Consider the following 19,964-nt stretch of genomic DNA (forward strand, 5'->3'; position numbering starts at 1 on the left):
CCGCGGCCAAACTTCGGCGCGGCTGTGGGTGACTGAAAAAAGAGAGTGCTGCCAGTACCTTGATGGTGATTTCTGATGCAGGATGCCAGCCGTCCTCCTGCATGGCCACTCTGCTTTATTGTGACTGCGGAGCCTGCGGCGTCGCGGGTGCCTGTTTCTGCTGCTGTTCGTCCGCCTTCTTGAGCGTATCCAGCACGCCACCGCTGGTCGGCGGCGCCACGGGTGCCGCTCCGCCGGGCTGCGACTGCGAGGCGGGTTGTGCGCCCAGGATCGAGGTCGGCTTACGATCGAGGCTGGCGATCCAGGACAACAGCAGGCTCGTCGCGAAGAACCCCACCGCCAACACCGCCGTCGTGCGGGTCAACAGGTTTGCGGTCCCGCGACTGGACATGAAGCCGGCCCCGCCGCCCATGCCGAGTCCGCCGCCTTCGGATTTCTGCAGCAACACTGCGCCGATCAGCACGATGACGATCATGAGATGAATGACAATAACGACAGTCTGCATCTTAACCTTCCGTCACAAGCCGAGCCCGCCCGGCGCGGGCTCTCGGACGGCGGCTTGCGGAGTTCATGAAGTTGCGCGCGTGTTACACGAAAGGGCAGCGCAAAGCCACCCCCGACATCGCTCACCCCCTTTAGCTAAGGGCAAGCTTTCGCGATCGCAAGGAAATCGGCTGCTTTCAGGCTGGCGCCACCCACCAGCGCACCGTCGACATTGGCCACCGCCATCAGCTCGGCCGCATTCGAGGGCTTGACCGAGCCGCCATAGAGGATCCGCATCCGCGCCCCCTCCCGGTTGAACCGCCCGGTCAGAAAATCCCGAATAAACCCATGAATTTGCTCGACATCTGCTGCCGTCGGAGTGCGGCCGGTGCCGATCGCCCAGACCGGCTCATAGGCGACCACCAGATTGTCGGCCCGCGAGCCGTCCGGCAGCGACTGGCTGAGCTGCCCGCGGAGGACATCCAGCGTCTGCCCGGCGTCCCGCTGCGCTTCCGTCTCCCCGACGCAGACGATGGCCACGAGCCCTGCGCGCCAAACCGCCTCCGCCTTCTGCCGGATCAACAGATCGCTTTCGCCGTGATCGGCCCGCCTTTCGGAGTGGCCGACAATGATGGCGCTGGCGCCAGCATCGGCCAGCATTTCGGCGGAGATATCGCCGGTATGGGCGCCCGACGGCTTGGGGTGACAATCCTGCGCGCCAACCGCCAATCCCGCTGCGGCACCGGCCTTCTCCGCAAAAGCCGCAACCAGGGTCGCAGGCGGGCAGACCAGGAGATCGGCCTTCGAGGCGACCTCCGCAGCGCCTGCCAGCATCGCCTCGAACTCCCCAATGGAAGCTCTCAAGCCATTCATTTTCCAGTTGCCGGCGATCAGCGGGCGGATGGCATCGGTCATGGCGTTTTTCCAGTGAAAGACAACTTCCCCTGCGCTAGCAAAGCGCGGCCCTCAGTTCCAGATTGGACGCAAGCCTTTTAACCGCTTCTTGCGGTCGTTAGCGGCAGCAGTTAGGCCTCCGCTCAAGGTTGCGGGGGCCCCGCTGCCTCTTTATGATGCGTAATCAATTCGGTGACGCCCGTTTTGCAGCATCCGCTATAAGCGGGGTGTACCGGTTCCCCTCAGGACAAGTTGGATCCCATGCTTCGAGGAATGCGCAAAGCCTCATCCAATTGGCTCGGCAAAATCATTATGGCCGGGGCCATGGGCGCGTTGATCGTCAGTTTCGGTATCTGGGGCATTGCCGACATCTTCAGGGGCTTTGGCCAGTCGACGCTGGCGACCGTAGGTCACACCGAGATTTCCATCAACGAGTTCCGCCAGCTCTATATGGACAAGCTGCAGCAGCTTGGCCGCCAGTTCGGCCGTCCGCTGACCCCCGAACAGGCACGCGCCTTCGGCCTCGACCGCCAGCTCCTGGAGCAGACGATTGCGGAAGCCGCGCTGGATGAGGAGGCGCACCGGCTCGGACTGGGACAATCCGACGCCGAGACCATGCGGGTGATCTTCAGCGATCCGAACTTCAAGGGGGTCGGCGGCGCCTTCGACCCGCAGCGCTTCCAGGCCATCATCCGCCAGTTCGGCTTTACCGAGGCCCGCTATATCGCCGACCAGAAGAAGGTTTCGCTGCGCCGCCAGATCGCAGGCACGCTATCGGCCGGGCTAGAGCCGTCGAAAACGCTGATGGAAGCGTTGATGCATTATCAGGACGAACAGCGCTCGGTCGAATACGTCAAACTGAGTGCCGCACAAGCCGGCACGATCGACCCGCCCTCGCCGGAGACGCTCGCCGGCTATTTCGACGAGCACAAGGCGCAGTTCCGTGCGCCCGAATACCGCAAGATCGCCTTCGTCGTGGTGACACCGGAGGAGATCGGCAAATGGTCTGATATCTCCGACGATGACGCCAAGAAGCTGTACGAGCAGCGCAAGGAGAGGCTCGGCACGCCGGAAAAGCGCGAGGTCTCCCAGATCGTGTTTCCCAACATGGAAGAAGCGACAGCCGCCCGCGCACACATCACATCGGGCCTGTCGTTCGACGATCTCGCCAAAGAGCGTAAGCTGAGCTCCGCCGACGTCGATCTCGGGGTGGTGAGCAAATCCGGCATTCTCGATCCCGCATTCGCCGACGCGGCGTTTTCGTTGCCTTCCGGCGAAGTGAGCCAGCCGGTGCAGGGGCGGTTCGGCGTCGCGCTGCTCAAGGTCGGCAAAATCCAGCCGGCCGTGCAGCCGAGCTATGAGAGTGTTGCGGCCGACCTGAAGAAGGAGATCGCCATCGAGCGCGCCCGCGACAAGGTCGCAAGCTTGCGCGACAAGATGGAGGACGAGCGCGGCGGAGGCGCCAGCGTTTTGGAAGCGGCCCAGAAACTCGGGCTCGCCGCCACCACGATCGAGGCCGTCGATCGCTCGGGTCACCTGCCCGACGGGCAGCCGGCCAATATTCCCCCCGGCCTCGATGTGGTTGCGCAAGCCTTCAACAGCGATGTCGGGGTCGACAACGAGCCGATCTCCTACCGGGGCGGGTATGTCTGGTACGACGTGCTGGGCGTCACGCCGCCGCGCGACCGGACGCTTGACGAGGTCAAGGATCAGGTCGCGGCGCACTGGCGCGAGGATCAGATTGCCAGCCGCCTGCGCGACAAAGCCACGCAGATTGTACAAAACCTCGGCCAGAGCGGCAGCCTCGCCGATCAGGCGGCGAGCATCGGGGCCAAGGTCGAGACTGCCACGGGATTGAAGCGCGATGGCTCGGGATCCGGCCTGCCCGCCAACGTCGTTGCGGCCGTCTTCCGCTCGGCCAAGGACGCTGCAGGCCAGGCCGATGGCCAGGGCGATACCGAGAGGTTCGTGTTCCGCGTCACCGACATCACGGTGCCGCCGGTTGATCTCGCTTCCGACGCGGCCAAGAAGCTGAAAGAGAGCCTGCAGGGCGCGTTGAGCAACGAGGAGCTCGCGCAATACGTCGCAAAGCTGGAAAAGACTATCGGCACATCGATCAACGAGGAAGCCTTCGCGCAGATTACGGGCGGCGGCAGCAGCAACTGAGCAGTGTTCGAAAGTACGCGATGGACGACCTCAAATCGATTATTGCCAAAGTCGCCACCGGCGCCACGCTGAGCCGTGAAGAAGCGGCTTCCACCTTCGACAGCATGATGTCGGGCGAGGCGACGCCCTCGCAAATGGGCGGGCTCCTGATGGCGCTGCGGGTGCGCGGCGAGACCGTCGAGGAGATTACCGGCGCAGTCTCGGCGATGCGCGACAAGATGCTGCGGGTGACAGCGCCCGCCAATGCCGTTGACATCGTCGGCACCGGCGGTGACGGCTCCGGCTCCGTCAATGTGTCGACCTGCGCCGCCTTCATCGTCGCCGGCGCAGGCATCCCGGTGGCAAAACATGGCAACCGCGCGCTGTCGTCGCGCTCCGGCGCCGCCGACGTGCTGGCTTCGCTTGGAGTCAAGATCGACCTCAAGCCGGAAGAGGTCGGACGTTGCGTGAGCGAGGCCGGCATCGGCTTCATGTTCGCGCCTGCGCACCACCCCGCTATGAAGAACGTCGGCCCGACCCGGGTCGAGCTTGCCACCCGCACAATCTTCAATCTCCTGGGGCCGCTCTCCAACCCAGCCGGCGTCAAGCGGCAGATGGTCGGCGTGTTCTCGCGGCAATGGGTGCAGCCCTTGGCGCAGGTCTTGAAGAATCTCGGCTCGGAATCGGTATGGGTCGTGCACGGCTCCGACGGGCTCGACGAGATCACCCTCACCGGCCCGACATTCGTCGCGGCGCTGGAAAAGGGGGAGATCCGCACGTTCGAGGTGACCCCGGAGGAGGCCGGCCTTCCCCGTTGCGGCCATGACGGATTGAAAGGCGGCGATGCCGAGGCCAATGCGATCGCCCTGCAAAGCGTGCTCGACGGCATGCCAAGCCCCTATCGCGATGTCGCGGTTTTGAACGCGGCGGCGGCGTTGATCGTCGCGGGTCATGCCAAGGATTTGAAGGAAGGCGTCGCAATCGGGCAAAAATCGATCGATAGCGGTGCCGCGGCCGCGCGCTTGAAACACCTGATTGCGGTCTCCAACGGTTAACAGCCGAGACCACCAATGTCCGACATTCTAACGAAGATCGAGGCCTACAAGCGCGAGGAGATCGCGGCCGCCAAGCGCGCCCTGCCGCTGGCGGACCTCGAAGCACTTGCAAGGACCGCCCCGCCCCCTCGCGGATTTGTCAGCGCCATCCGCAGAAAACACGCTGCGGGGGATTATGCGCTGATCGCCGAGATCAAGAAGGCGTCGCCTTCCAAAGGGCTCATCCGCGCCGATTTTGATCCGCCCTCGCTCGCAAAAGCCTATGAAGCGGGCGGTGCAGCCTGCCTTTCGGTGCTGACGGATACGCCCTCGTTCCAGGGGCACCTCGACTTCATGGTGGCCGCCCGCGCGGCAACCAGCCTGCCGGTGCTGCGCAAGGACTTCATGTTCGACACCTACCAGGTCGCGGAGGCCCGTGCACATGGCGCCGACTGCATCCTGATCATCATGGCTGCGCTCAGCGACGGAGCGGCCAAGGATATCGAGGATGCCGCCTTGGCCCACGGCATGGATGTGCTGATCGAAATCCACGATCGCGCCGAACTCGATCGCGCGCTCGCACTGCGCTCACCGATGATCGGCATCAACAACCGGAATCTCCGCACCTTCGAGACGACGCTTTCGACCAGCGAGGCGCTCGCGCCGCTCGTGCCGAAGGACCGCGTGATCGTCGGTGAAAGCGGCATCTTCGTCCCCGCCGATCTGGCGAGGCTTTCACGCGTGGGCATTTCGACTTTCCTGGTCGGCGAGAGTCTGATGCGCCAGGCCGACGTCACCGCAGCGACCCGCACACTGCTGGCGCGCGATTAGAGCTGCAGCGGAACACGACGATGGCACACAAGGCATCCGATTCCCCTGCCCTCACCCACATCGACGCCGCCGGCGAGGCGCGCATGGTCGACGTGTCGGAGAAGCCGGCCACCGAACGCGTTGCGGTCGCCGAAGGCCGTGTCGTCATGAGCAAGGCGACGTTGGATTTGATCGTTTCGGGCAACGCCAAGAAGGGCGACGTGCTGGGAACGGCGCGCATCGCCGGCATCATGGCTGCCAAGCGCACCTCCGATCTGATCCCGCTGTGCCATCCACTGGCGCTGTCGAAGGTCACCGTGGATATCACGCCGGACGCCACTCTACCGGGCTGTATCGTCAGCGCGAGTGTCAAGGTCACGGGGCCCACCGGCGTTGAGATGGAGGCGCTGACCGCGGTGTCGATCGCATGTCTCACGATCTACGACATGGTCAAAGCCGTCGAGCGCGGCGTGCGCATCGAGGGTATTCATCTCGTTGAAAAGAAGGGCGGCAAGTCCGGTCACTACAGGGCCTGACACTGGCCGCGTCATCACGGCGGAGTGATCGCCATCACCGGAAGAGCCCGGCTACGTCGGTGTTAAACTGTGCGCGTCCGCATCACCCCAACGCGGAGACTGCCGATGTCGCCGTGCAGGATTGTCGCCACAATGGCGATTCTGGCCGCCGCAATCACAACGCCGGCGCCAGCACAACAAGTGATGTCCGAACCGGCCTATTGCGCGTTCTTCTATCCGAATGCCAATTGCCAAAACAAGGGACCTGGCAATCCCTATACTGATCCCAATTACCGGCGCAACGGCGGCCAGAGCTCCGGGCTTTGGCCCAGCGAAACGACGGTCGGCATCGCTCCAAACCGGATACAGCGTTCGAACGGCAGTGTCGCGGATGGAATGAGAACACGCCACCGGAGCGGCGCCACTCGATGAGTCCGATGCGCTGTTCGCGCGCTCACCCCCCCGCACGCTGACGTTCCCGATAGGCCCGGGCCTTGCTGCGGTTGCCACATAAGGTCGACATGCACCAGCGCCGCGTCGCCGGCTTCGAGCGATCGAAGAAGACCCGCCGGCATTCTTCGGCCGCGCACATCTTCAGCCGGTCCAGTGATCCATCGCGCGCGCCATCGTAAAGTTCAGCAACGACAGCCGATAGTCCCGCCAGCGCATCGGCGTGGGCCGGCTGCAATCTTGCCCCTGCCTCGCCGCCGAATTCGGCAAGCAGCGGGAATGCTGCCAATCTCTCGTTCAATGTACGGGTCACGCTGCCTTGCCGGCGGCCGGCGGGATCGTGCTGCAGATACGCACGCACGGCCGCGCGAAGCCTGAGCGCGGTCTCCAGCGTCGCTGGCGTGACTTTCGCACCAGCGCGCAACAGTCCGCGTTCCGCCATCCACGCAGCGAGGTCCTGCGCAGTTTTCAGCTCGTCATCCTGCTGGTGCGGCACGCCGTGATGCGTGAAATGCCGCACATCCAGCGTGTTTGCGAAATCGTAAAGATTCGCCAGTGCGTCGGGAACCTTGAACTTTCGCGACTGCTTCGACATTCAACACCATTAAAACATTTTTGCTGGTTGACGCAACCAACACCGGTATAATAAGTTTACTGGTGTCTAACTGGAAGGGAGGCCGTGATGCTGGAACAGGCAGCGTGGTTCCGACCCCGCATCTTCTACGGCTGGTTCGTCGTCGCAGCCGCCTTTGCCGTCACCTTTATCGGCTTCGGCTGCGCCTACACGTTCAGCGCCTTTCTCGAACAGCTCGAGCACGACTTCGGCGCCTCCCGCGGCTCAGTATCGCTGGTGTTCTCGCTCGCCGGTTTTCTTTATTTCGGGCTCGGCATTGTGAGCGGACCACTGGCCGATCGCTTCGGCTCGCGCCCACTGGCGATTGCGGGCATGGTTCTGATCGGCCTCGGGCTTGCGCTCGCAAGCGTGGCGCAAAGCCTTGCGGAGGTCTACGCGGCCTACGGGCTCGGCGTCGGAGTTGGGGTTGGCTGCGCCTATGTGCCGGCAATCGGCGCTGTGCAGCGCTGGTTCGTTCGGCGTCGCGGCTTCGCCTCGGGCCTCGCGGTGAGCGGCATCGGTGTCGGCACGCTCGCGATGCCGCCGCTTGCCTCGCTGTTGATCGCAAGCATCGGCTGGCGCGGCGCCTATCTTGCGCTCGGCCTGTTGGCGCTTGTGCTCGGTAGCGCAATGGCGCTGCTGATCGAGAACGATCCGCAACGCCGCGGCCTCCACCCTGACGGCGATGATTTGCCGATGCAGACGGGGCGCGCACCGGCCGCTGGCGCCGCTGTTGGCGAGGCGATCCGCTCGCCTCGCTTTGTCAGTCTCTACGCGGCCTGCCTGATCTGCTCGTTCGGCGTATTCGTTCCGTTCGTCCACCTCGTGCCGTTTGCGCGCGATCAGGGGATTACGGCTTCATCGGCGGCATTGCTGCTGAGCGTGATTGGCGTCGGGAGCACCGCCGGACGCTTCCTGCTGGGCGGCCTCGCCGACCGGATGGGTCGCGAACGGTCGCTGCTGCTGATGTTCATTGGCATGGCCGTGGCCTTGGCGATTTGGGCCGCATCAAGCGACGTTTGGGCGTTGGCAGCTTTCGCATTCGTCTACGGCGTGTTTTACGGCGGATGGGTTGCCGTGCTTCCCGCCGTGGTGATGGATTATTTCGGCGGCCGCAATGTCAGCGGCATCATCGGCGTGCTCTATACGAGCGTCGCGTTCGGCACCTTGATCGGCCCAAGTGCGGCCGGATTCGCGTTCGATCTCAGCCACAGCTACGAGCTGCCCATCATCGCGAGCGCCGCGACCAATATCATCGCCGCCGTTATCGTGGCCCTCACCTCAAGGCCGGCGGCGCGCAGGGCAAAGCCGCTCACCCAACAGTGAGGCGCAAGGTCGTGGCGGCGATCTTTACCGCGAATTAACCCCGATTGCTAACGGCGCCTCCATATCGGTGGCGTAGAGCTACGGGAAGCCGCGACCTTAGATTGAGGCCACCATCGGCCGCGGCGACGATCAGGCCAATGACCGGAAATGAAGCCGCCCCGATCGACAGCTACGTCCGCGCGCGCGGCGGTCCGATCCGCTGGCTTGTGGTCGGCGGCCTGTTGCTGATCGGCTCGATCACGATCGGCGCCACGGTCGTTGCGAGCAACTCCCGCGAGCGGGCGCTGCGCGGCAGCGAACGGGAATTGGAAAACACCGTTCTTTTGCTGGCGCGACATTTCGATCAGCAACTCCAGGACTTCGGAGCTGTCCAGCGCGACCTTTCCGCCTTCGTCAGGGCCGAGGGAATCGAGACCGGCGAACAGTTCAAGCGCCGGATGTCAGGCAATGACATTCATCTCATGCTGAGCGCCAAGCTGGGCGCACTGTCCTACGTTGGCGGGGTGAATCTTTTCGACAACGATGGCAGGCTGATCAACTCCTCGGCGGCCTGGCCGGTCCCGGACGTTACGGTCGCGGATCGCCCCTACTTCCAGACTTTCAAATATGACCCCCATTCGCCCGACATCATGGTCCAACCGGTCCACAGTCGGGTGACTGGCGTGTGGACGGCCGTGATTGTCCGCAAACTGACGGGACCGAGCGGAGAATTCCTCGGGGTCATCGGCCGCGGCATAGAGCCCGCCAATTTCGAGACGTTTTTGGCATCGGTCGCCCTCGGGCCGGATGCAGCAATCTCCATGCACCACCGCGATGGCACGCTGCTGGCGCGCTATCCTCACGTCGAAGCGATGATCGGACGGAATTTCAAGCAGGGCCCCGCGGAACAACAGAGCGTGTTCGAGCTGCCTCACCACACCGCTCGCTTGGTCAGCCCGATCGACGGCCAGGTGCGGCTGGTCGCCTCGCGCGCGCTCACGAATTTCCCGATCGTCATCGTCGCCACCACGACCAAGGCGGCAGCTCTCGCCGTCTGGCGCGAGCAGGTCGGCATCCTCATCGCGGTGGCCGGCGCCTCGGTTCTTGCCATTGCGACCCTGTTCCTGGTTATCCGCAAACTAACCCAGCAATACCGAGCCTCCGAGCAGCGGCTGAGATTGGAAAAACAGCGCCTCGACCGGGCCGTCAACAACATGACGCAGGGGCTTCTACTGTTCGATGCGTCGGAGCGGCTGGTGGTCTGCAACCAGCGCTACATCGAGATGTATGGCCTGTCCGCCGATGTCGTGCGGCCCGGATGCAGCTTTCGCGACATCATCCGGCATCGCAAGGCGACGGGATCGCTGATCGGCGACGAGGAGCAATACATCGCCTCGGTGCTCCGCGACATCGATCGGCGAGCGGTCAGCGTGATCGAGACCTCCGACGGGCGCGCCGTGCAGATCGTCAATGAGCCGCTTGCCGACGGCGGCTGGGTCGCCACCCACGAGGACATCACCGAGCGCCGCCGCGCCGAGCAGCGCATCGCCCACCTGGCCCATTACGATATGCTGACCAACCTTCCCAACCGCGCCCTGTTCCATGACCGGCTGAGGCAGGAACTGGCGCAGCTCGGCGGCGGGCGACAGCTTGCGGTGCTGTACATCGATATCGACGAGTTCAAGAGCGTCAACGACGCGCTTGGTCACATGGTCGGCGACGAATTGCTCAAATCGGTCGCCGGCAGTTTGAGTCGCTGCATCAGCGAGACCGACTTCGTCGCCCGGCTGGGCGGAGACGAGTTCGCAATCGTGCAGCTCGGCATCGCAACCGCCGACGATATCCTCAATCTCGTGACGCGGATCTTCGACGCGATCAGGACCCCGTTCGAGTGCCTTGGCCATCGCGTGACGAGCGATGCAAGTATCGGCGTCGCGCTGGCGCCAGACCATGGCGTCGACCTCGACCAGATCCTGCGCAATGCGGATCTGGCGATGTACGCCGCCAAGACAGCGGGACGCCGGACCTATCGCTTCTTCGATCCGGAGATGGAGGCGTACGTCAAGGCCCGCCGTGCAATGGAGATCGACCTGCGCGAGGCGATTGCGGCCGGCGCGCTCGAGGTTCATTACCAGCCCTGCGTCAGTCTCAAGGACGACCGCATCACAGGGTGCGAGGCGCTGGTGCGCTGGCGCCATGCCGAACGCGGGATGATCTCGCCCGCCGAGTTCATTCCCATTGCCGAGGACACCGGGCTGATCAACGAGCTTGGCGAATGGGTGTTGATGACGGCCTGCGCGGACGCGGCGCGCTGGCCGGACACGATCCGCCTCGCGGTGAATGTCTCGCCGGTCCAGTTCAAGAGCGGCACGCTCGCGCTGAAGGTCATGACGGCCCTTGCCGCATCCGGCCTGCCGGCGGACAGGCTCGAGCTGGAGATCACCGAAGCGGTCTTGATCCGCGATGATGCGACCGCGCTTGCGATCCTGCATCAGCTCCGCGCCATCGGCGTGCGGATCGCGCTGGACGACTTCGGCACCGGCTATTCGTCGCTGAGCTACCTGCAGCGTTTCCCGTTCGACAAGATCAAGATCGACCGCAGCTTTGTCGAGCACGTCGCCGAGCCGGAGGGATCGTCGTCCATCGTGCAGGCCGTGGTCCACCTCGCAAATGCCCGCCAGATGACCACGACGGCCGAGGGCGTCGAGACCGAGTCGCAGAAGCACTTGCTCCGCTCGCTCGGCTGTTCGGAAATGCAGGGCTATCTGTTCAGCGCGGCCAGATCGGCGGGTGAGATCGCGAAGCTATTCGCATCGCACGGCGAGAGCGCCGCCGTCGCATAGCAAGGACGGCCCAAGGCCGCCCTGCTCTCGCACATCCCGTTCGCGCCTGGGCGATCAGTTCGGCACCGTCTGCTTTGGCGCCAGCGGCACGCCGGCATTGACGGTGGTGCCGCGCAATATGTTGTAGGCGGCATGCAGCGCCTTGTCGTCCTTCTCATCCGGCGGCACGTAGGACTGCGAGCCGGTCTGCTCCTTGCCCTCAGCCGACAGATGCCCGCGCATCGAAGCTTCGCCCTTGGTATCCGCGCGGCCCTTCAGATCATCCGGCACGTCCTGCAGAATCTCGATGTCGGGCGTGATACCCTGGGCCTGGATCGAATGGCCCGACGGCGTGAAGTAACGCGCAGTCGTCAGCGCCAGCGCGCCATTGCCGGCGCCGAGCGGAATGATGGTCTGCACCGAGCCCTTGCCGAAGGAACGCGTACCGACCAGGGTCGCGCGCTTGTGGTCGTGCAGCGCGCCGGCGACGATTTCCGACGCCGAAGCCGAGCCGCCGTTGATCAACACCACCATCGGCTTGCCCTTGGTGAGATCGCCGCCGCGCGCGGTGAAGCGCTGGGTCTCTTCCGGGTTACGGCCACGGGTCGAAACCACCTCGCCTCGCGGCAGGAACGAGCCCGAGACCGAGACCGCCTGATCGAGCAGGCCGCCCGGATTGTTCCGCAGGTCCACCACAAAGCCGGCGAGCTTCTCCTGCGGGATCTGCTTTTCGATGTCGGAGATCGCCTTGTGCAGGCCGTCGGTGGTCTGCTCGTTGAAGGAGGTGATGCGGATGTAGCCGATGTCACCACCCTCGGTGTGATAGCGCACCGGCTTCACCCGAATGATCTCACGCGTGATCGACACGTCGAACGGCTGATCCTTGCCTTTACGGACAATGGTCAGCTTGGTCTTGGTGTCGGCCGCGCCCTTCATCTTGTTGACGGCCTGCTCGAGGGTCAGGCCCTGCACCGCCTCACCGTCGATCTGTGTGATCAGATCGCCGGACATGATGCCCGCCTTCGCGGCCGGAGTATCGTCGATCGGCGCAACCACCTTGACCAGACCATCCTCCATGGTGACCTCGATGCCGAGGCCGCCGAACTCACCCGACGTGGTCTCCTGCATTTCGCGCCAGGCCTTGTCGTTCATGTAGCGCGAATGCGGATCAAGCGAGGTGACCATGCCGTTGATCGCGCCCTCGATCAGCTTGGAGTCGTCGGGCTTCTCGACATAGTCGGCCTTAACGCGCTCGAAGACCTCGCCGAACAGGTTGAGCTGCGAATAGGTGTCAGCGCCCGCGGCGGTGGCTCTGGCGATCAGGTGCGAGCTTTGCGGCCCGGTCACCAGAAGGGTCAGGCCAACACCTGTCAGGGAACCCATTACAAAGAGCCAATTCTTCCGCATCGCTGCCGCTGCCTTCCGCGCTGTTGGTGATTTCGCGCCCGCCTGACCCGGTCAGGTATGATTGAGGCGCCAAGCTCACAATACCTTTCTGGTTTCTTCAAGGCCGACTGGCCAATCCGACCTGCCAGGTCGACGGTTTCGTTCCAAAACCGCGCTTGGCGCGGGTCGAGAGCCAATAGCCAAACTGCGGCGGTACATTTCGGAACGCGCCCTCCGAGCCTAATTTCAAGGCAGCGTCCATTGGCCAATTCGGATTATTCAGGATTTCGCGGCCAATGGCGATCAAATCCGCTTGTCCGTTTTGTAGGATTTGCTCGGCCTGATCACCATGGATGATGAGGCCGACCGCCATGGTCATGATACCCGCCTGGCGCCGGACATGGTCCGCCAGCGGCACCTGATAGTTGTATCTGATTTCGCTTCCCAAAATCGGCGCAAGATCCGTGATTCCGCCCGAGGAGCAGTCGATCACATCGACTCCCTTGGTCTTGAGAATCCTGGCGAGCCGGACGCTCTGCTCCGGACCCCAACCGGCGTGGTCCTCCACCGACAGCCGCACGAACAACGGCTTGCTGTCAGGCCAATGCGCACGGACGGATTCCGTTACCTCAATGAGGAAGCGCATCCGATTCGCTTCCGATCCGCCATATTCGTCGCCGCGCTGGTTGGAACGCTCGGACAGAAATTCATGGACCAGGTAGCCGTGGGCGCCATGCAGTTCCAGCACCTCGAACCCGGCCTCCTGTGCGCGGCGCGCCGCCTCGCCCCAGGCCTGCACGAGGTCCTTCACCTCGTCTCGCTCCAGCGCCCTGGGCACCGGCCATTTCTCGCTATGGGCAATCGCGCTGGGCGCGACCGGCGTCCATGCCTCCCAATCCTCGATCTCCGGTGTACGCTGTAACGGCCCCCCGCCTTCCCAGGGGCGGTAAGCGCGCGCCTTGCGGCCGGAGTGGCCGAGCTGGATCCCGGGCACTGCGTTCTGTTGCTTGATGAATTTCACCAGCCGCCGCAGCGGCTCGATGAACGCATCATCCCAGATGCCGAGGTCGCCGACAGTGCCGCAGCCGCGCCGCTCGACCTTGGTCGATTCCACGATCACCAGGCCGGCGCCGCCGGCGGCGAACTTGCCGGCGTTCATCAGGTGCCAGTCGGTCGGAAACCCCTTCACCGCGGAATATTGATGCATCGGCGGCACCACCACCCGGTTGCGCAAGCTCACGTCGCGGAGCGACAGCGGCGTAAACAGGAGCGGCCCGGTCATGGTGATGTCCTTGCTGGTTTCCTCAAACCCTAAACTCTCATTCGCGTCTGCATGCGCAGCCTATGCCCGGCTTTGCGAGCAAGCCATGCAATTTTGGGATGGCATGAAGCCCTCGGAAGCGATACCCGAAAGGTCCAAACAAGCATCACATTCCCGGGAGGACTTTCATGAACGACGCGACCCCGATCCGGCCAAACCGGAACGTCGAGCTTGGCGCGAGCAACGAACCCTTCCAGAACCTGCATGAGTTCGTGCGCAAGGCGCGCGCCAACCTCAACCAGAACGCCTGGGATTACATCGTCGGGGCCGCGGAGACAGAAACCACGATGCGCCGTAACCGCATGGCGCTGGACGAGATCGCGTTCCGGCCGCGCGTGCTGCGCGATGTTTCCAAGGTAGATCCGTCCGTCGAACGATTTGGCCGCAAGTTGCGCCTGCCGGTCATGATGGCACCGGTCGGTGCGCTGGAGATTTTCGAGCCGGTCGCGGCGGCCGCCGCGGTCACGCGCGCGGTCGGCAAATTCGGCGCCGCCCATATGCTGAGTTCGGTTTCCGAGCCTGGGCTCGAGAAGGTCGCCGAAGCCGCGCCCGACGCGCTGCGCATCTATCAACTCTATGTGCGCGGCGATGATGCCTTCGTCGACGACTGCGTGAGCCGGGCGGTTGCGAACGGTTACACCGCGTTCTGCCTGACCGTCGACACCGCCCATTACAGCCGGCGCGAACGCGACATCGCCAAGCGCTACGTCCGCGAAAGCCGGCTGCGCGCGACCGGTGGCGATTACCAGAAGTCGCTGAGCTGGCGCACGGTCAAGCTCATCAAAGACAAGTACAAGATCCCGCTCATCATCAAGGGCATCGCCACCGCGGAGGACACCGCCATCGCGCTCGATCACGGCGTCGACTGGATCTACGTTTCCAATCATGGTGGACGACAGCTTGATCATGGCCGCGGCGCCATGCATGTGCTGCCCGAGATCGTCGATGCCGTGAAAGGCCGGGCCAAGATCATGATCGACGGCGGCTTCTGCCGCGGCTCCGACGTGGTGAAGGCGGTCGCGCTGGGCGCCGACATTGTCGGGATTGGCCGCCTGCAATGCTGGGCGCTGGCCGCGGCTGGCGAGAGCGGCGTGCTGCGCATGCTGGAACTCTTGGAAGACGAAGTCATCCGCACCCTCGGGCTGCTCGGCGTCACCTCTTTCGCCGACCTCAACAAATCCTATCTCCACCCCTCGACCGCCACCAACGCGCCGAGCGTGTTCAGCGCATTCCCTTTGGTCGACATCGAACCGTATCGCTACTGAGCTATAGGGGCGGAGCATTCTCAACTGGTATCCTCAGACGACATCATGACCTCCGCCCTCCTCTCGCCCGGCGCGGCCGACGCGCTCCTGTTCGATCTCGGCCGCGTCGTGATCGACATCGATTTCGAGAAGGCGCTGGCCTGCTGGGCCGGCCACGCCGGCTGCACGCCGGCCGACATCGCCGCGCGCTTCGTGCGCGACGACGCCTACCGCCATCACGAGGTCGGAAAGATCAGTGATGCGGCCTATTTCGAGAGCCTGCGCACCTCGCTCGGCATTCCTCTTTCCGACGATCAGTTTCTGGAAGGCTGGAACGCTATCTTCGCCGGCGAAATGCCTGATATCGACGCGCTGCTCGCGCGCGCCGCCAAGCATCTGCCGCTCTATGCGTTCTCCAACACCAATGCGGCGCATGTCGCGCATTTTCCGAGCGTCTATGCCGACGTGCTGGCGCATTTCCGCGAGGTGTTTTTCTCGTCCAGCATCGGCCTGCGCAAGCCGGATGCCGCCGCCTACCGTCACGTGATCAACGCAATCGGCGTGCCCGCCTCACGCATCGTGTTCTTCGACGATCTCGCCGAGAACATCGAAGGCGCGCGGGCCGTGGGGATCCATGCGGTGCATGTGAAATCAACTGCCGATATCGCCGAGGCGCTTGCCGCACTGGGGATCTGAGGCGGCCCTCTGTTCGGTCATTCCGGGGCCCCTCGAAGAGGCGAACTAATCTTTAAGATTCCGGTTCGGTGCTTCGCACCGCCCCGGAATGACGGTCAGGCAGTGCGAGCCTCCTACCCGCCTTTTTAGGAGACGGCTTTGTGGGACCGTTTCCGCTGCATTCTGTCGTTCCGACCTACCGGTCCCAGCAAGGCCGCGAGCAGTAAGAGAACCGGACAGATCAGCCAGAGGTAGAATCCTGACCCAAAGCCGCAGACCGCGTTGCCGGCGACGTCATTGGGTAAATAGGTCAACGTCACCGATGTAGGAGCGAGCACCGCAGCCAGTATTGCAAATGCCGATTTGAGGGATCTGCCCAGCGGCAACGCGGCGATAAGCATCAGCGGGTTAGCGAACCACCCAAACTGCCCGATGAGTATCCCCAACGATCCCATGACGAGAAAGAACCATCCCGGCACTTCATCCGGATTTACACAATCAATATTCTTGAAGGCATCTTTGCTTATCGAAACTGCCGGCGAGAACAGACAAGAGATGAAAAGAACAAGTGCCCCAATGTAAATGAGCCGCATCATTTGACTGCGGCGCGCCATTGAAAACATGATCAGGAAATCCTTCGAAAAACGAAATCAGAACTGCGCATCCATTTTCCGAGGTGTCCAGCACTTCCTAGCCCTCTCTAATCATGCGTTCGCGATTCGGGTATCATAATACACCACAATTCCTGATTGTATTCACCGTTCGCCGGCGCGACGCTCATGCGTGAAGGGCTGATCATGGTTGCAATTGCCCCGCTCTTCGTCCGGTAGAGACGGCGGAGGCAATCCGTTCCATGTCGTGTCGGTTTGGGGCAACCCAATCATCGCTGCCGGCGCCAGGCCGAACAGCACCTAGTCCAGTGTCGCGGGCGTGAAGCTCAGTGGCTCATGTTGCGGGACGCGTCGATGTGGCGGGGGCCGCCCCCATGCACTGCTGCACCTCGCCCGGCACGTTATAGTCGCGCATGATCGTGCGGCTGTCGCGCAGCCCACACGCTTCTCGCTGCACCACAAACATCCAGAGTGCGTGGCCGGCCTCTCTCACCAGGGCGCGTCGCGCCTGCTGCGCTGACGCCGTTGCGTCCGAGCGCGGATGGGCGGCATCGAACTCCCGCAGCCTGGCGAGGGCTCGTTCCAGCGCGCGCCCCATCCGTCCAAGCGCTGTGGCCCTCTCCTCGGCGAGCTCATAGTCGAGAATGCCGACGGGAGCGCGATGAAGGCGAAAATCGCGAGACATCCGTTGTGTATAGCGCCACGTCGGTCGCATGCGCAACGATGCGCCCTGCGGGAAAGTACCTGCAGGACCTGCGCAATCACAGACAGCCTCAAAAAGATTTTAGAGTGCTTGGCCGTGCAGATTGGGCGTTGTCCTCTATCTAAAGGCGGAGAAAGGACCAACCATGATGACCATGAAACTGGCGATTGCGGCGCTCGTGACCGTAGGGCTGGCGGCAGCACCCTTTGCTGCGGAAGCGAAGAAGCACAGGCAAGTCAGGCGCCATATTCCGATAGCGCAAGCCGAAACCTATGGGATGTCTGGAATATCGGCGACGCAACCCCGAACCTATGGGACATCAGGAAATTCTGTCGGAACCGTCACCGCTCCGTCGGTCGGATCGTACAATTGGCCGTCGGTCGGCGTGACCAACTCAGTCCCCACCTGGAGCAACACGAATCCGGGCGTTCGCAGGTAACGGGAAGATCAGCACGGCCCACAGCGGGGTGTGAGTTGTCAATACGATGCGGGCCTGGCGGCCTGGCGTTCCTCGACGGCGCGCGATGAGACGACTGCTGGACGCCGCCGCGGCGCTCGCACGTCTGCACCTGCCGCGCATTGATGCTGCGTCCACATAGCTCCGCGCCTTGGAGGTGATCATGCGCTGAGCTGCGCAGATGAAGGCGGTACTTAAGCCGCATTCGTGTGGCCGCGCGACTCCGTTTGAAGTCAGTGCCATGCTGATCAACAACAACTTGCCCATAGGTCAGCACTGCTGCGTTTTTCGAATCAGCTCAAGATGATTCCCTGCGTCAAATATCTTAGGAGTTCGTTATGGTGGTTCGACTTTCCTTTGGACTTTTGATCGCAACGAGCTTGGCGCTGACGGGCTATTTTGGTGCGGCAGCCTGGCGTCTAACCAGCGACCAACAACTCGAGAGCGTCGGATCGAAAGTACCTTTCGAGTTCGCCCGTTCGCGCCGGCCATGATACGCGGCATCAGCAATGCCCTGGTAGCACTGGTGCTCGCGTCACTGATCGACAAGTATTTTTACGACGGGCGCTACACTGATGCCGCACTTTCGATACTGAGCCAAGTCCGGCACTCATTAGGATTGTAAGTTAGGATTGTGAGGGCGCTCCGGCGCCATTCATCAATTAGAAACCATGAAAAATAATCTGCAAACTTTCGGGAAACCGAGGGCACCTCTCCGAGTCGAATGAGCGGAGGGCCGCGGAATGACTGATCCGGGTTTCTTGAGAGAGCAGCAAGTCCGTATTGACCGCTATCGGGCTTTAGAGCGCGAGGTGACCGATCCGCTCGCCGCGCGCCTGCTGCACGACATCGTCCTCGAGCTTGAAGCGGATGCTCAGCGTTCCCGCTTCAATGCTCCTCACCACGATGCCCCCAAACGCGGCGTGTGATCTCACACGAGCCTGAAGAACGTTCTACGCTCACGGGGTAACGGTTGGGACGGCGCCACTTCCCTCCAGCCGCGATCCATCTTGTCGCCCCTGCCGTTTGAAAAAGGGCGTGAGACGAGCTGTCGGAGCTGCGAAACCCAACCTGAATGGCCAAGTGATGGGAGATGTTGGACATCATGCATCACGTTTACCTTGCCCTCACCTTCACTGGAGTGGTCGTGCTTGTCTTTGTCTCCCTCCTTGCCCTGGAGAGGCTGATAGGGTGACCCGGCGCATGGACGCCACGCTTTTCTTTGTTACCTGAGGTAGTCCGCCACCAGTCAGGTAAGGCTTCATTTACCTACAAGCCCAATGATTTACCGGTCGTTTAGGAGGTTTCCACCATGCGTGCGGAGCCGCGGGATTTCCCATTCGCGACACCAACGGACCCTGCTGAGCAGACGCCTCATCAGGAAGCAGGAGACGGTCAGTCTCAGATCCATGTCCTTGCCGGCGACCGCATCGCTGCCGCCGATTCAATCCCGTCAGGCCCGGACGAACCAGCAATTGATCTGGCCCAGGTCCGGGGGTTTGGTTTCAGACAGATCGCAAGATTCAAGGAGATCCTGAGCGGGCTCCACAACCGGATGACGACCCGGTGGAATTGGGTGACCCTCCGCCCGTCCTTGATCGGAAGCGCCCTCGTCTTTGCCTTTGGCCTCGGCTGGGCATGCGCATCTATGCTCAATTCGAACCCCGATGCGAGCCTGAGCTCGCCGGACCAGAAAGATGCGAGCTTGGCCTCGCTTGACCAGGAAGCGGACGCGTCACCTCGGCGGCCCGGCTCCGAACAAGAAAATGTCCGGCATCATCACCATCGCATTGCAACCGCGGCAACCGCCCCTCCACCAGCGCCTCCTGAGTCAGACAAATCAAAGCCGCCAGCATCAGTCGCAAGCGCGCGCGCAAGCCCTTCGGGCACCGTTCAGATGCGCGCCGAACCGCAGGGCTCGATTTCCCAGAGCACGAGGGAGCGAACATCGCCGGTTCGAGCGTTGCCGGGCTCGAGCGATCCGCCACGGCGGCTTGTGCCGTTCCCCGAGTCGAAACCGACCACCATCGCCGGGTGGAGCGTCCGTGAAGTCCATGGCGACAACGCGGTGCTGGCCGGCCCCGACCGCGTCTGGACCGTGCGAACGGGAGATACCGTGCCAGGGGTAGGCCGGATCGATACGATCGTGCGATGGGGCAATCGTTGGATCGTCGCGACCACCGCGGGACTCATTTCGACCGAATAATCTCGCGCTCGGGACGAGCATGGGCCGTTCCGAGATTTTCTTCAGAAGATCGCGCCAAATGATCCCGAGAGCGCCACTCTTGCCGATCCGCCATTCACGGAGATGATGGTGCCAGCGCACCACCATCGCGGTATCATGCTCTACTTGGACGATACTTGGACGATCGATGGCGGCCTGTTGACCCCGACGAAAAACAAGCGCGCGTCCATCGAAGGCCGGTTCGCGGCAGACATCGAAAAGCTCTGCGCGCCGGTCATCACTTTGAAGGGAGCAACGAGATAGGGGAGCGA

19 protein-coding genes are annotated in these 19,964 nt (G+C 62.9%); 12 read left to right on the top strand and 7 right to left on the bottom strand.

What is annotated here, in order from left to right; translation table 11 throughout:
- Positions 1 to 115: 115 nt before the first annotated feature.
- Positions 116 to 505: a preprotein translocase subunit SecG gene (gene secG / locus P6U23_RS21795; protein WP_407174650.1), complete on the bottom strand. Its 390-nt coding sequence runs from the start codon at positions 503 to 505 to the stop codon at positions 116 to 118.
- A gap of 134 nt (positions 506 to 639) precedes the next feature.
- Complete coding sequence (gene tpiA / locus P6U23_RS21800; RefSeq protein WP_407174651.1) at positions 640 to 1,398, bottom strand: triose-phosphate isomerase; 759 nt, start codon at positions 1,396 to 1,398, stop codon at positions 640 to 642.
- Between the two features lie 240 nt (positions 1,399 to 1,638).
- Between tpiA and P6U23_RS21805 the strand changes: the two genes are divergently transcribed.
- The 5 genes from P6U23_RS21805 (at position 1,639) to P6U23_RS21825 (ending at position 6,313) form a co-directional block, all read left to right on the top strand.
- A complete protein-coding gene (locus P6U23_RS21805) occupies positions 1,639 to 3,543 on the top strand; it encodes a SurA N-terminal domain-containing protein (RefSeq protein WP_407174652.1) in 1,905 nt (634 codons plus the stop codon).
- A 20-nt stretch (positions 3,544 to 3,563) separates the two neighbouring features.
- Positions 3,564 to 4,577: an anthranilate phosphoribosyltransferase gene (gene trpD, locus P6U23_RS21810; RefSeq protein WP_407174653.1), complete on the top strand. Its 1,014-nt coding sequence runs from the start codon at positions 3,564 to 3,566 to the stop codon at positions 4,575 to 4,577.
- Positions 4,578 to 4,592: 15 nt separating this feature from the next.
- Positions 4,593 to 5,387: an indole-3-glycerol phosphate synthase TrpC gene (trpC, locus tag P6U23_RS21815; RefSeq protein WP_407174654.1), complete on the top strand. Its 795-nt coding sequence runs from the start codon at positions 4,593 to 4,595 to the stop codon at positions 5,385 to 5,387.
- Positions 5,388 to 5,407: 20 nt separating this feature from the next.
- Positions 5,408 to 5,902 carry a cyclic pyranopterin monophosphate synthase MoaC gene (gene moaC / locus P6U23_RS21820; RefSeq protein WP_407174655.1) on the top strand — a complete coding sequence of 165 codons (495 nt, stop codon included), beginning with the start codon at positions 5,408 to 5,410 and terminating at the stop codon, positions 5,900 to 5,902.
- Positions 5,903 to 6,034: 132 nt separating this feature from the next.
- Positions 6,035 to 6,313 carry a hypothetical protein gene (locus P6U23_RS21825; RefSeq protein ID WP_407174656.1) on the top strand — a complete coding sequence of 93 codons (279 nt, stop codon included), beginning with the start codon at positions 6,035 to 6,037 and terminating at the stop codon, positions 6,311 to 6,313.
- Between the two features lie 22 nt (positions 6,314 to 6,335).
- Here P6U23_RS21825 and P6U23_RS21830 read toward each other — a convergent pair whose 3' ends face one another.
- Positions 6,336 to 6,926 (bottom strand): CGNR zinc finger domain-containing protein, encoded by a 591-nt coding sequence (locus tag P6U23_RS21830; RefSeq protein ID WP_407174657.1) that lies wholly within the window; start codon positions 6,924 to 6,926, stop codon positions 6,336 to 6,338.
- A gap of 87 nt (positions 6,927 to 7,013) precedes the next feature.
- On the opposite strand from P6U23_RS21830, the gene P6U23_RS21835 reads away from it, so the two are divergent.
- Complete coding sequence (locus P6U23_RS21835) at positions 7,014 to 8,270, top strand: MFS transporter (protein WP_407174658.1); 1,257 nt, start codon at positions 7,014 to 7,016, stop codon at positions 8,268 to 8,270.
- A 137-nt stretch (positions 8,271 to 8,407) separates the two neighbouring features.
- Positions 8,408 to 11,092 carry an EAL domain-containing protein gene (locus tag P6U23_RS21840; protein ID WP_407174659.1) on the top strand — a complete coding sequence of 895 codons (2,685 nt, stop codon included), beginning with the start codon at positions 8,408 to 8,410 and terminating at the stop codon, positions 11,090 to 11,092.
- Positions 11,093 to 11,146: 54 nt separating this feature from the next.
- On the opposite strand, the gene P6U23_RS21845 is transcribed toward P6U23_RS21840, so the two are convergent.
- Positions 11,147 to 12,478, bottom strand: coding sequence for a S41 family peptidase (locus P6U23_RS21845; RefSeq protein WP_407174660.1), 1,332 nt, complete (start codon positions 12,476 to 12,478; stop codon positions 11,147 to 11,149).
- Positions 12,479 to 12,575: 97 nt separating this feature from the next.
- Positions 12,576 to 13,739 carry an NADH:flavin oxidoreductase/NADH oxidase gene (locus P6U23_RS21850; RefSeq protein WP_407174661.1) on the bottom strand — a complete coding sequence of 388 codons (1,164 nt, stop codon included), beginning with the start codon at positions 13,737 to 13,739 and terminating at the stop codon, positions 12,576 to 12,578.
- Between the two features lie 167 nt (positions 13,740 to 13,906).
- On the opposite strand from P6U23_RS21850, the gene P6U23_RS21855 reads away from it, so the two are divergent.
- Both P6U23_RS21855 and P6U23_RS21860 read left to right on the top strand, forming a co-directional pair.
- A complete protein-coding gene (locus P6U23_RS21855) occupies positions 13,907 to 15,043 on the top strand; it encodes an alpha-hydroxy acid oxidase (protein WP_407174662.1) in 1,137 nt (378 codons plus the stop codon).
- Positions 15,044 to 15,088: 45 nt separating this feature from the next.
- Entirely contained in the window at positions 15,089 to 15,718 is a 630-nt protein-coding gene (locus tag P6U23_RS21860) for an HAD-IA family hydrolase (protein WP_407174663.1), read from the top strand.
- Between the two features lie 125 nt (positions 15,719 to 15,843).
- On the opposite strand, the gene P6U23_RS21865 is transcribed toward P6U23_RS21860, so the two are convergent.
- Positions 15,844 to 16,320, bottom strand: a complete 477-nt coding sequence (locus P6U23_RS21865; protein WP_407174664.1) for a hypothetical protein — start codon at positions 16,318 to 16,320, stop codon at positions 15,844 to 15,846.
- Positions 16,321 to 16,642: 322 nt separating this feature from the next.
- Entirely contained in the window at positions 16,643 to 16,993 is a 351-nt protein-coding gene (locus P6U23_RS21870; RefSeq protein WP_407174665.1) for a DUF6665 family protein, read from the bottom strand.
- Between the two features lie 163 nt (positions 16,994 to 17,156).
- On the opposite strand from P6U23_RS21870, the gene P6U23_RS21875 reads away from it, so the two are divergent.
- The 3 genes from P6U23_RS21875 (at position 17,157) to P6U23_RS21885 (ending at position 19,674) form a co-directional block, all read left to right on the top strand.
- Positions 17,157 to 17,450, top strand: a complete 294-nt coding sequence (locus P6U23_RS21875; protein WP_407174666.1) for a hypothetical protein — start codon at positions 17,157 to 17,159, stop codon at positions 17,448 to 17,450.
- 761 nt (positions 17,451 to 18,211) lie between these two features.
- Entirely contained in the window at positions 18,212 to 18,397 is a 186-nt protein-coding gene (locus P6U23_RS21880) for a hypothetical protein (RefSeq protein ID WP_407174667.1), read from the top strand.
- Between the two features lie 968 nt (positions 18,398 to 19,365).
- Positions 19,366 to 19,674, top strand: coding sequence for a hypothetical protein (locus tag P6U23_RS21885; RefSeq protein ID WP_407174668.1), 309 nt, complete (start codon positions 19,366 to 19,368; stop codon positions 19,672 to 19,674).
- Positions 19,675 to 19,964 lie beyond the last annotated feature (290 nt).

This window comes from Bradyrhizobium sp. STM 3562 (assembly GCF_045571435.1).
GTDB lineage: Bacteria > Pseudomonadota > Alphaproteobacteria > Rhizobiales > Xanthobacteraceae > Bradyrhizobium.

Bases quoted from the DNA above. Each gene is read 5' to 3' on its own strand.
- secG (WP_407174650.1), bottom strand. From the start codon at position 505: ATGCAGACTGTCGTTATTGTCATTCATCTCATGATCGTCATCGTGCTG.
- tpiA (WP_407174651.1), bottom strand. From the start codon at position 1,398: ATGACCGATGCCATCCGCCCGCTGATCGCCGGCAACTGGAAAATGAAT.
- P6U23_RS21805 (WP_407174652.1), top strand. From the start codon at position 1,639: ATGCTTCGAGGAATGCGCAAAGCCTCATCCAATTGGCTCGGCAAAATC.
- trpD (WP_407174653.1), top strand. From the start codon at position 3,564: ATGGACGACCTCAAATCGATTATTGCCAAAGTCGCCACCGGCGCCACG.
- trpC (WP_407174654.1), top strand. From the start codon at position 4,593: ATGTCCGACATTCTAACGAAGATCGAGGCCTACAAGCGCGAGGAGATC.
- moaC (WP_407174655.1), top strand. From the start codon at position 5,408: ATGGCACACAAGGCATCCGATTCCCCTGCCCTCACCCACATCGACGCC.
- P6U23_RS21825 (WP_407174656.1), top strand. From the start codon at position 6,035: ATGGCGATTCTGGCCGCCGCAATCACAACGCCGGCGCCAGCACAACAA.
- P6U23_RS21830 (WP_407174657.1), bottom strand. From the start codon at position 6,926: ATGTCGAAGCAGTCGCGAAAGTTCAAGGTTCCCGACGCACTGGCGAAT.
- P6U23_RS21835 (WP_407174658.1), top strand. From the start codon at position 7,014: ATGCTGGAACAGGCAGCGTGGTTCCGACCCCGCATCTTCTACGGCTGG.
- P6U23_RS21840 (WP_407174659.1), top strand. From the start codon at position 8,408: ATGACCGGAAATGAAGCCGCCCCGATCGACAGCTACGTCCGCGCGCGC.
- P6U23_RS21845 (WP_407174660.1), bottom strand. From the start codon at position 12,478: ATGCGGAAGAATTGGCTCTTTGTAATGGGTTCCCTGACAGGTGTTGGC.
- P6U23_RS21850 (WP_407174661.1), bottom strand. From the start codon at position 13,739: ATGACCGGGCCGCTCCTGTTTACGCCGCTGTCGCTCCGCGACGTGAGC.
- P6U23_RS21855 (WP_407174662.1), top strand. From the start codon at position 13,907: ATGAACGACGCGACCCCGATCCGGCCAAACCGGAACGTCGAGCTTGGC.
- P6U23_RS21860 (WP_407174663.1), top strand. From the start codon at position 15,089: ATGACCTCCGCCCTCCTCTCGCCCGGCGCGGCCGACGCGCTCCTGTTC.
- P6U23_RS21865 (WP_407174664.1), bottom strand. From the start codon at position 16,320: ATGTTTTCAATGGCGCGCCGCAGTCAAATGATGCGGCTCATTTACATT.
- P6U23_RS21870 (WP_407174665.1), bottom strand. From the start codon at position 16,993: ATGTCTCGCGATTTTCGCCTTCATCGCGCTCCCGTCGGCATTCTCGAC.
- P6U23_RS21875 (WP_407174666.1), top strand. From the start codon at position 17,157: ATGATGACCATGAAACTGGCGATTGCGGCGCTCGTGACCGTAGGGCTG.
- P6U23_RS21880 (WP_407174667.1), top strand. From the start codon at position 18,212: ATGACTGATCCGGGTTTCTTGAGAGAGCAGCAAGTCCGTATTGACCGC.
- P6U23_RS21885 (WP_407174668.1), top strand. From the start codon at position 19,366: ATGCGCGCCGAACCGCAGGGCTCGATTTCCCAGAGCACGAGGGAGCGA.